Source organism: Cysteiniphilum sp. QT6929 (assembly GCF_030035755.1).
Lineage (GTDB): Bacteria > Pseudomonadota > Gammaproteobacteria > Francisellales > Francisellaceae > Caedibacter > Caedibacter litoralis.
In genome coordinates this window covers 2,257,240-2,268,369 of record NZ_CP103983.1, presented here as the reverse complement: position 1 = coordinate 2,268,369, position 11,130 = coordinate 2,257,240, and the positions used below count along the sequence as shown (strand labels likewise).

Annotated in this window: 10 protein-coding genes; 5 read left to right on the top strand and 5 right to left on the bottom strand. The window is 38.8% G+C overall.

Features of this window, described 5'->3' with window-relative positions; translation table 11 throughout:
* Positions 1–10 precede the first annotated feature (10 nt).
* Both NYP54_RS09925 and NYP54_RS09920 read left to right on the top strand, forming a co-directional pair.
* Positions 11–499: a DUF2062 domain-containing protein gene (locus tag NYP54_RS09925; RefSeq protein WP_283156371.1), complete on the top strand. Its 489-nt coding sequence runs from the start codon at positions 11–13 to the stop codon at positions 497–499.
* A 430-nt stretch (positions 500–929) separates the two neighbouring features.
* The gene (locus NYP54_RS09920; RefSeq protein WP_283156370.1) at positions 930–2,303 is read left to right on the top strand and encodes an O-antigen ligase family protein; all 1,374 of its coding nucleotides are present in this window, start codon (positions 930–932) and stop codon (positions 2,301–2,303) included.
* A 2-nt stretch (positions 2,304–2,305) separates the two neighbouring features.
* On the opposite strand, the gene NYP54_RS09915 is transcribed toward NYP54_RS09920, so the two are convergent.
* The 5 genes from NYP54_RS09915 to NYP54_RS09895 form a co-directional block, all read right to left on the bottom strand.
* Positions 2,306–2,743 (bottom strand): pilin, encoded by a 438-nt coding sequence (locus NYP54_RS09915; protein WP_283156369.1) that lies wholly within the window; start codon positions 2,741–2,743, stop codon positions 2,306–2,308.
* A gap of 216 nt (positions 2,744–2,959) precedes the next feature.
* Positions 2,960–3,814: a 1-aminocyclopropane-1-carboxylate deaminase gene (locus NYP54_RS09910; RefSeq protein WP_283156368.1), complete on the bottom strand. Its 855-nt coding sequence runs from the start codon at positions 3,812–3,814 to the stop codon at positions 2,960–2,962.
* A gap of 53 nt (positions 3,815–3,867) precedes the next feature.
* Positions 3,868–4,047, bottom strand: a complete 180-nt coding sequence (locus NYP54_RS09905) for a rubredoxin (protein ID WP_117003344.1) — start codon at positions 4,045–4,047, stop codon at positions 3,868–3,870.
* A gap of 74 nt (positions 4,048–4,121) precedes the next feature.
* Positions 4,122–5,036: an acyltransferase gene (locus NYP54_RS09900; RefSeq protein ID WP_283156367.1), complete on the bottom strand. Its 915-nt coding sequence runs from the start codon at positions 5,034–5,036 to the stop codon at positions 4,122–4,124.
* 218 nt (positions 5,037–5,254) lie between these two features.
* Positions 5,255–7,360, bottom strand: a complete 2,106-nt coding sequence (locus NYP54_RS09895) for a DNA internalization-related competence protein ComEC/Rec2 (protein WP_283156366.1) — start codon at positions 7,358–7,360, stop codon at positions 5,255–5,257.
* A 260-nt stretch (positions 7,361–7,620) separates the two neighbouring features.
* Here NYP54_RS09895 and NYP54_RS09890 point away from each other — a divergent pair, with 260 nt between their 5' ends.
* From NYP54_RS09890 to NYP54_RS09880, 3 genes are read left to right on the top strand one after another with little or no spacing between them, the layout of a single operon-like run.
* Complete coding sequence (locus NYP54_RS09890) at positions 7,621–8,781, top strand: saccharopine dehydrogenase C-terminal domain-containing protein (protein WP_283156365.1); 1,161 nt, start codon at positions 7,621–7,623, stop codon at positions 8,779–8,781.
* A gap of 42 nt (positions 8,782–8,823) precedes the next feature.
* The gene (locus NYP54_RS09885) at positions 8,824–10,314 is read left to right on the top strand and encodes an aldehyde dehydrogenase family protein (RefSeq protein WP_283156364.1); all 1,491 of its coding nucleotides are present in this window, start codon (positions 8,824–8,826) and stop codon (positions 10,312–10,314) included.
* A gap of 10 nt (positions 10,315–10,324) precedes the next feature.
* On the top strand, positions 10,325–11,128 hold the full coding sequence (locus NYP54_RS09880) for a DUF1338 domain-containing protein (RefSeq protein WP_283156363.1): 804 nt from the start codon (positions 10,325–10,327) through the stop codon (positions 11,126–11,128).
* Positions 11,129–11,130: the final 2 nt, after the last annotated feature.

The following is an 11,130-nucleotide window of genomic DNA, read 5'->3' as shown; positions in this document are numbered from 1 at the left end:
GAAATACATCGTGAAGCGCAAATGGCTGCCCAGCAAAGAGGAATTGAAAGAACATAAATGGTTGCGCTTTTTACACAAACACATGCATCATAATTTCTTATGGAAATTTGATAAAAGCAGTGTCAGCAAAGCCTGTGTTATTGGTGGCTTTATGTGTATGATGCCGATGCCATTTCAAATGGTGCCTGCCGCCATTTTGGCACTTTTTCTACGTGCTAACTTGATTATTGCCGTTGCATTAGTATGGATCAGCAATCCCATTACTATGTTGCCAATGATGTATGGTGCCTATTTGTTTGGTTGCTTTATTTTAGGTAAAACACCACTTTTTCATGAAGATCATTTTGAGTGGCATCAGATGATCACACATATCCACAGTATTTTTATGCCATTAATTACCGGGTGCGTGATTATCGGCTTGATCCTTGGAATCATACTGGCAAGCATTAGCTGGTTCGGATTTGCTTTGTTTAAGCCCAAAAACAGTAAACATAATTAAAATAACCGTACCCTGAGCGTAAGTCGAAGGGTATATTTAAGGTAAAGGATTAGGAATAAGTTGAGCTTTAATCGCCCCTCACCCGTACAGCTTAAGCTGTACGAGCAATCCCGCAAGGGGATAGGTACTAACTCATCATTATTAGAAAGCTTAGCTTATAAAGGCCCCAACTTACACCTAAGTCAAGGCATATACAATTTTAAATAAGTAACTGAAGTTACGCACTTTAGAAAAACTATGACTTTATAAACACCCCGTCAGCCTACGGCTGCCACCCCTCTTGCAAAGAGGGGAATTAGGCAACGGTAATTTTATATTCCCCTCTTTGCAAGAGGGGTGCCGAGCTTGCGAGGCGGGGTGTTGAAATAGAAAAAGTGCGTAACTCCAATAAGTAAAAACAAGTAGGAACATAAGACAGGAAATATACAATATGCTAAACAAAAAGCTTCTTTCATCCAATAACACCGAGCATTTCATCTATGGCGTGATGCTTATTGGACTCATTCTGGTGTTTTGGAACCCAATTGGCATGGTGAAGATCTCAATGGCAAACACATTAATGCTCTATGTGTGGCGTGGGATTACCGCACTTTTTTGTTGGATTGTGATTTTAATTGTATTTACCGCAAGTCATGATGCACGAAATGGCATTTTAGCGACATTTAATGCACTTTCTACTTGGATTAAAAGTCTGATCATCTTATTCTTTTGCATTGGTATTATCTCAGCAAGCTTAGCATTTCATCCGGCGACTGCTTTTAAAGGCATATCAATCGACATCACACTGCTACTTAGCGTGCTATTCTTAGCGCATTATTTTAGTCGATTTCCCGATCATGTTCGTTGGCTTATTGGCGTTGTGATTATTTGTGCTATTAGCTACTTATTTGTGCTGATACTCAATGTGTTACTGGCACACTTTTATTTCCCACCGAAAATTGCACAGTTTAACTTTCCTGAGTTTTTCTTGCGTCAATTTAACTTTGCTAATCCACGTTTTTTCGATCACTTTGCTACTTGGTTTTTGCCAATTTTATGTTTGCCGTTATTAAGTCATAATTATAGTCGTGGATTTAAAGTATTAAGCTTAATTGCCATGGCGTCTCTTTGGTTTGTCGTTATCGCACATAGCTCACGCGCTTTAATTCTCGAGTACATTGTTATCACGATTATACTTGGCATTTTAAATCATAAAATACTGATACGTTTTCTTGGTTGGCAAGTCTTGGCAGTTATTATTGGCGCCCTACTGTTTTATATAATTCACAACATTGTTGGTGGTGAGACGGTACTCGCACGCAATATTTTTGCCAACCAGGATCGCTGGAGCTTATGGGCAAAATCGCTGGCATTAGCTGCACATTACCCACTACTTGGTGTTGGTGAATTAAATGCGTTGTATTATCTTAAAGACTATCCGCATAATATTATCCTCACCATTGCCTGCCAGTGGGGTGTTATTGGACTGATGTGTTTTCTACTCGTTGGTTTGCGTGCTTTTCGTCGTGCGTGTGAATATATGCCGAGTCATAAACAATCGGCCTTATATTTTGTTGCCTTTGCCAGTGTATTAGCCGGGATGACGCATGCGCTAGTAAGCAATATATTTAAACTACAATTAAGTCAATTTAGCTTAGTGTTTGCTATGGGACTGTTACTATCCTTTATGCCTGAGCTTATGAAGAATGCTCAAGAGAATAAAAATAGAATACAAGAAAAATGCCATCTATTAGTGATGGCACTTTGTTTTGTGTTGATTATTTTATTATTTATCTTACCGTTTTTATATCAGACGGCTATTTAAAGTTAGATACCATCACAAGGAGCTGAGTCATAAGTCCCTGTTGAAGAGCATGCCCAAGTTACACCTGCACTTCCGACTGACGGGGTAAAGAATAATGTATTACCATTTAAACTACCTGCAGCTGTACCAAATGTATAGGTGATCACGCCTGCTGCATTTGATGCTACTTCACCATATTTACCCGTCTTGGTACCACCTGTTGTCGCTAATCCTGAAATAGTACCGCTCGTAATCCCTTTAGCGTTAATCTGCTCAGCGACATACGTTTTATCTGAACCGATAAATGAATAGGCTTCAGCTGTTTTTGCGCGAGCTGTATAACTGGTATACATTGGAATTGCAATTGCGGTTAAAATCGCAATAATCGCAATCACAATCAATAATTCAATTAACGAGAAACCTTTTTGTTTTCTCATTTTTTTAATTTGCTTAATATCCATAACTATTCTCCTCTTTTTTATCTTTATTATTTCATATTGGTTGGTGGCACAATAAGCGCTTGAGCTTTTTGTAATTAGAAAGCTAGCCCACAGTTGCTTTTTGCGCAAGTACGTTATCGAAAAAAATAGTGTTTTTTAAGCTTAATTTAGTAAAAAACGAAATAAGCTCATCTAATGTGCGAGATTAGCCATAATCCGTTAACAACAACAGCCTGATTATTGCACAGATAATCGATAATAACGTTTAAGCATACTCTCATTACCACTAACACCTCCACAGTGCAGATAGATAATGGGTTGGGGCAATTCATGATAACACTCAAGCATTACCTGCCACGTTAATGGGTCATACAACAAGTCAAACTCAATGCCCGTTTGTTCTTTAAGCTTATAATACATTGCCAAATGCTCAGGATAGCAAACGCCGAAGTGATACTTCTTTAAAGGTGATAGTATTGTTGGTAAACGCCATTTTCCTTGAGACAACGCATTCATTTGATCATATAAATAATCCTTATCACCAACGCAAGCCACGGTATAAACTTGATAAGCCTGATCAATATGCTGTTGTAAATACAAGGCACTCACTCCCGTACCAGAAGCAATAACAATACTCGCTTGACTTGTTTGGCTTATATTGCGTGATGTAAGATAATCATTAATTTCCATGGCACAGAGTTTTAAGCCTTCTTCAGCACGAGCATCTGCACCACCTTGTGCTAAAAACAAGGTATCTGAATCTTCTTTATAATGACTTTTGATGTTTGCTAAAGCTAATGCTTGATCAGTACAATGTGCTGTCATCCCAAGTGACAATGCCTCTTTATAATTACCAAACGGCATATTCTTCAGTGTTTTGGGCAATGGTTTTAACCAATACTCAAAAGATAACTTATATAAAGCGCAAAATTGCGCTAATGCCAACATATAATTGGATTGCGCACCGCCAAACGATACGATTTTTTTGATATGTGGATTGCGCTTGATATACTTAACAAGCCAATAAAGCTTATAAGCCTTATTGCCTGAGAACAGCGGATGAATTAAATCATCGCGTTTAATAATAAACACTAAGCCATCAACCTCGACTTCCTCAAAGATCGGCTTATTGAAATGAATGATGATTAGATCTCCATCATCTCAAAGTCTTCTTTACCGACGCCACAATCAGGGCATTCAAAGTCATCCGGAATATCTTCCCACTTGGTGCCTGGATGGATACCATCTTCTGGCCAGCCTTCTGCCTCGTCATAAATCCAACCACATACCACACACATATATCTTTTGTATTCTAATTCTGACATCTCTTGACTCTTTGGCTTACTAATTAACATTTGACACCTGTAACAGTGGGTTCGTCCAAATTATGGCGCACATCTTACTGTTTTGTGTTGTTAATGTTAAGTGATTTATCTTCTAATATTTTACTCATCATGACATCATTTTGCTGCCATAACTCATTAATCCAAGCTTGAAAGCGCATCTTGGCTATATCGTCTTGGTAATAATTTTGATACGGAATATCCTCTGGCTCAATCAATTCAATATGGATATGCACTTCATTAATAATACCGCATAGGAAATCCCAGAAACTCGGGAAATTGTCAGGATAAACAATCGTCACATTTAAAACCCCTTTGATCTTATCACCCAAGACATCTAACGCAAGCGCCACTCCACCTGCTTTAGGTTGTAATAAGTGCTTGAATTGCTTACCACCTTTGACATGCTTTTGTAGCGTGAAACGCGTTCCCTCAACAAAGTTAACAACCGATACATGGCGATTTTTAAAGCGTTGACAAGCACGCCTTGTTTCAAGCAGGTCTTGACCTTTTTTCTCAGGGTGCTTTTTAAGATAGTGTTTTGAATAGCGTTTCATTAACGGGAAATCCAACGCCCAACAAGCAATACCAATGATTGGCACATAGATAAGCTCTTTTTTCATAAAGAACTTGGCAAAGGGAATTTTATTTAAAAATACCTGCTGTAATACGACGATATCAAGCCAACTTTGATGATTGCTTAAAATCAAATATGAGCGACACATACTAAAATCTTGATAACCACTGACAATATATTTTGTTGGTAAAAGACATAAACTGACTTTATTGTTAATTGTCATCCATGACGTTGCCAAGAACATTAACACTTTTCCCACCGTATTTTGCCATGCCTTTTGCGGAATTAACTTTAACAATGACAATATAATCACCGGTGCCCCAAAAATAATCGTATTAATGATTAACAATAGCAACAGCACGACCCCAACTGCAATATGCCATATTCTTTTCACACCTGCTCTCCAGTTTTTTATTTTAGTTTTGTTTTATCTGGAGCCCCACATTTTTTCTATTTCAACACCCCGCCTCACAAGTTCGGCACCCCTCTTTCTAAGAGGGGAATATAAAATCACGATTGCCCAATTCCCCTCTTTGCAAGAGGGGTGGCAGTCGCAGACTGACGGGGTGTTTCTAAATCATAGTTTTTTAAAAAATGCGCAACTCCACTTATTTACTCTTCTTCAGTTTTATTTGTTTCTATCACCAACTCGCCATTATCTTTAAATATAGCCGTGATTGCACCATTTTGTGCGGTATTTAATATTTTTATACCTGCAGTTTGATAATTTTGCACCACTTCACTATGCGGATGTTTAAAGCCATCATGCTTACCACTGCTAAAAATAACATATTTAGGGCTCACTGCTTCAATAAAAACTTTAGATGACGAACTTGAACTGCCATGGTGCGGTGCAAGCAAAATAGTCGATGGCAGTAATCTGCGATGATTATTAAGTAGATAACGCTCAGCTGTTTTGTAAATATCACCCGTTAACAAAACGGATTGATCATTAAAACTCACCTTTAACACGCAAGAACCATTGTTACCCTTAAGATGATTGGCAGTCAGAAATTCAAAACTCACACCATGAACTTGCCACTGTAAACCCTCGTGACAAATCTCTGCATTCACATCACTGATTTTTTCATTACTGAATATATTCGTTACCGTAAATTCATTAAGCACATGCTGCAAACCACCACTGTGATCTTTATCTTTGTGACTAATAATGAGTGTATCGATATGATGAATACCTTTATGTTTAAGATAAGGGATAAGTGTTTGCTCAGCAACGATAAACTTTTTGCCGTCACTTCCCGCGGTATCATAGACAACGACCGTTTCTGGCGTTTGAATCACAATTGCCAGACCTTGCCCAACATCAAGAACGGTCATTTTAAACGCCACATCTGAAGATAAGCGCGCTTTTTGGAAAATCGGCAGAAAGAGTGCAATACTTAATACACGCAAATACCATGGTAAAGGGAAAAGCAGCAACGTTAAGCCAATAACTGCACTAATCACCGCTAACATTGAGATGCTATGCCAATAAAAGAACAACATATCAATAGGTAAGAAATTAAGCCATAGCACTAAAAGTTGAATTAAATACGCACTGATAAACCAAAGATTTATGCCGAATAATGATAACAGCAGATTAATAAACAAGCTTGGCACCACTAGAAAGCTCACCCACGGAATTGCAAGCAAATTGGCAATAACACCAACCATACTAAAACCTTGGAACCAGAAAATAGTCAGCGGAATTAGCAGAATCATTAATAATAATTGAATCAAAAGATAGCGCTTAAATTTAGCAAGTGATAGTAAGCTGCGATTAATTATAATTAAAAAGAAAACTGCCATAAACGACAGCCAAAATCCTGGTTCAAATAACGACAAAGGCTGCCACAAGATAATAATAACACCCGCCACAAGCAATAAATAAAAGCTATTGATCTTGCGATTGATAAAAAGCCCAACAGAAAAAACAAGCACCATAATAAAAGCGCGTTCCGTAGGGATTGCAAAACCGGCTAATAAACTATAACCAAAGGCACTGATAACAGCGGCAATCAATCCTGCCTTTTGCGCTGGCAACCACTGGCATAAGCGCACTGAGCAAGACCATAAAACGCGTAATAAACAAAAAGCAAATAATGCAATCATGCCGATATGAAGCCCTGAGATCGCAATCAAGTGCGATGTGCCTGTTTGCTGAAAAAGGCGCTTATCCTCAAGCGTAAGCTCATTTTTATTGCCAATTAATAATGCACTAGCCAATGCTCTTGATTGTGTATCTTTAATCGTTTTTTGCAATATGCGTTCAATCCGATAACGCAAGCGCTCAACAAAATAGCGATAATCTATCCCGCGAAATTGTGCTTTTTCAGTTGTGTTCACATAACCGACTGCCTTAACTTGCTGACGTTTAAGCCAATTGGCATAGTTAAAAACACCCGGATTACTAAAGCCTTTTGCCATTTGTAATTTAACATGTAAGCGCCAACGCGAACCGGGCGTTAACTGCCATGGTTTTAGGTTTTTATTTGGATAAACACTCAAGCGAATCAAACCATCCTTTGTTGCAAACAGAAATTTACTGACCGCTTTATCACGATCAATCAAACTAGCAACAACACCCTCAATCATGATTTTCTTATTTAATTGATTCTCAGGATATTTCTTAGCATAGCCATAAAGCACCCAAAGCCCATGTATTGTGATAAGCAACAGCAACATAATGACCAAAGAAAAACCCAAACGTCTATGCATAAAAAAGTTCAAATAACAAACACTGCTCTTAGCATAGTGAAGATAAGGCGCTTTTACGAAAAAAGCTTATAAAATTCTGCTGGATTTTGATTGCAACAATACTATCAATATGTAAAATAACTTCATCATTTAGGTATCATTAATAACTATTTCAGCGAAACGGATGCGCTTAGATGAAATTTATTAACCAAAAACATTAAAACAGCCTATCTTTAAACTCAAGGTAAGCAACGTAAATACAAAGCAAAAGGAGGATTCTAATGATCAATATACTTATATTTGGTAGTGGTAGAGTAGGCTTACTTACAGGTGCTATGCTTGCATCAAGCGGTGATTATCATGTGCATATTGCTGATATTCAAGCCGATAGAAAGCCTTTAACCCTTGGTAAGCATGCGCATAACCTAACGCACTGCGTATTGGACATTATGAAGGAAGACAATGTTAAAGCGTATATCAAAGAGCACAATATTACGGCACTAGCCGCAGCTCTTCCTTACTTTTTAACCAAAAAAGTAGCTGAAATGGCAAAAGCTTGTGATACTAACTATTTTGATCTAACTGAAGATGTCGAAACAACAAAATATGTTGAGACACTTTCGCAAAATAGCGACAAAGTTTTTGCGCCACAATGCGGTCTAGCGCCTGGCTTTATCAGCGTTGTCACTAATGATCTCGTTAAGCTTTTCGATGAAGCTGAAACGGTCAAAATGCGTGTAGGAGCATTACCGGTTAATATCAGTCATCCATTGCAATATGCACTGACCTGGTCAACTGAAGGCTTGATCAATGAATATGTCAAGCCGTGTGAAGCGATTGAAGATTTCAAAAATGTCACGATCGAGCCACTTGATGATCTTGAGACAATTAAAATTGATGGGCTAACGTATGAAGCATTTAATACCTCAGGTGGTATTGGTTCACTCAAAGACACCTACAAAGGCAAAGTGCGCAATATTAACTATAAAAGTGTGCGTTACCCAGGGCACTGTGAGAAGTTACGCTTTTTAATCAACGATCTTAAGCTTAAGGACAAACAAGAGCTTTTATGCGAGATATTCAACAATGCTATTCCGCGCGTTGAAGACGATGTGGTCTTAGTCTATGTTTCTGTTGAGGGCACAATTAATGGCGTTTATAGTGAGCGTCATTTTGCTAAGAAATACCACTCACAAGAAGCCTTTGGGCAAAAGTGGAGTGCTTTGCAACTAACAACAGCATGCGGTCTATGTGTTACTATTGACCTTGCATTAAAACAAGGGCATTTTAAAGCAGGTTTTGCTAAGCAAGAAGATATCACTTTAACGCAAATGATGGATAATCGCTTCGGGCACTACTATCGCTATAATTTTTTAGATAACTGCGCTGACAACCCAAAGCCTGAGCTTGGCACTAATCCAAGCAAAAGAGAATATATCTAAATGTAATAAACGAAAATCGGAGAACACAACACAATGACTTGCATGACAAGCTACACAGAACAACTAAGCCAATATGCTGCCAAGCACAACACCGGCGAATATATTGAAAGCTTCAACCCTGCCAATAATAAGTTATTGGCTAAAGTGCCAAGCTTAGGTGTGTCACATTTACAGCAAACCATTAGTGAAGCACAAGATGCGTTTACAAAATGGCGTAAGATCCCAGCGCCACAACGCGCTGAATTGGTACGTTTAATTGGTGAAGAGCTAAGAAAGCATAAAGACCAATTAGGCAGCCTTGTATCCCTTGAAATGGGTAAATCCAAACAAGAAGGTGATGGCGAAGTACAAGAGATGATTGATATGGCTGATTTCGCGGTTGGTCAAGCGCGCATGCTTTATGGCAAATCAATGCATTCAGAGCGCCCAGATCATCGCATGTTTGAACAATGGCACCCACTTGGTGTTGTTGGTGTGATCTCAGCATACAACTTCCCTGTTGCTGTTTGGTCATGGAATGCCTTTATTGCCGCAATTTGTGGTAATACAGTTGTTTGGAATCCCTCACCAAAAACACCACTTTGTGCCTTAGCAATTCAAGAGATTTGTGATCGCGTAATCAAAGCACATGACTTCCCGAATGTCTTCACATCAGTGGTTTCAAAAAGTGTTGATGTTTCTAAAGCACTGGTTGCTGATGAGCGCATAGCCCTTATGTCTTTCACCGGCTCTACTGCCGTGGGACGCGAGGTTGGCGCGCGTGTTGCTGAGCGCTTTGGTAAATCACTGCTTGAATTAGGTGGTAATAATGCCGCAATCATTGATGAGTCTGCTGATTTAAAATTAGCGATTCCTGCCGTTGTCTTTGGTGCAGTTGGCACAGCAGGACAACGCTGTACATCATTACGTCGTTTATTGGTGCACAAGAACATCTATCAAGATGTTATCAAGCGCTTACAAAATGCTTACAAGCAAATCACTGTTGGTGATCCATTAGATACTAAAAACCTTATGGGACCTTTGATTGATCAAAATCTTGTTGGTATTTATCAAAAAGCAGTTGCTCGCGCTAAAGAGTTGGGTGGCAATGTCCTTTTTGGTGGCAATGTGATTAATAAGCCAGGCAACTATGTTGAGCCGACAGTCATTGAGGCTAAACCTGACTGGGATATTGTTAATCAAGAAAACTTCTGCCCTATCCTTTTTGTGATGCCATTTGATGATATTGAGCATGCAATTAAAATCAACAACCAAGTCGATCATGGCTTATCATCTGCCATTTTCACGCAACGTATTGATCATTCTGAACAATTTCTATCTTATGCCGGTAGTGATTGCGGTATTGCCAATGTCAATATTGGTACATCAGGTGCTGAGATTGGTGGCGCTTTTGGTGGCGAAAAACACACTGGTGGCGGGCGTGAAGCTGGATCTGATGCATGGAAAGCCTACATGCGTCGCCAAACCGTTACTATGAATTGGAGCAAGGAGTTACCTCTTGCGCAAGGAATCAAATTTTCACTTACAGAGTAGGAGAATAACTATGTCACATATCATCATTTTAGAAGACTTATGGCAACAGTACGTTGACACAAACCCACATGTGCAAAAAATTTATGATCTTTTTTGTGATCATAATGCACAAGTGATTAATGACCACATCGCACTACGCACGATTAATGACCCGCGCATTAATCTTGACGTATTAGCTAAACCTTTTATTGATGAAGGTTATTTTGAAAATGGTGATTATCATTTTGAAGCCAAGAAACTTTATGCCAAGCATTATGAATGTAGCGACACATCACAGCCCAAGATATTTATCAGCCAGTTGTTACTTGAAGAGTTAAGTCCTTTCGCACAAAAAACCATTAATGAATGCATTAACAAAATCCCACAAGACTTGCTTGATCATCCTCAAAAGCTATTACTATCTGGCAACTCTTGGGGCAAACCAAGTCATGAAGTTTACCAAAAGCTATTAGCTGAATCCGAATATGCAGCATGGTTCTATGTCTTTGGCTTTAGAGCGAATCACTTTACCGTTTTCATCAATGCATTAGATCAATTTGATGAAGTCCATGAAGTCAATACTTTCCTTAAAAAACACGGCTTTGATTTAAATAGCTCAGGCGGTGAAGTCAAAGGCACACCACGCGATTTGCTTGAGCAATCAAGTACTAAATCAGGCATGATTAAAGTGGAGTTTACTGAGGGCACGAAAGAAATTCCATGCTGCTATTATGAATTTGCTAAACGCTACCCAGATCATACCGGTAAGCTTTATCAAGGATTTGTAGCAGCTTCTGCGGATAAGATCTTTGAAAGCACCAATGTCAATGCATAATC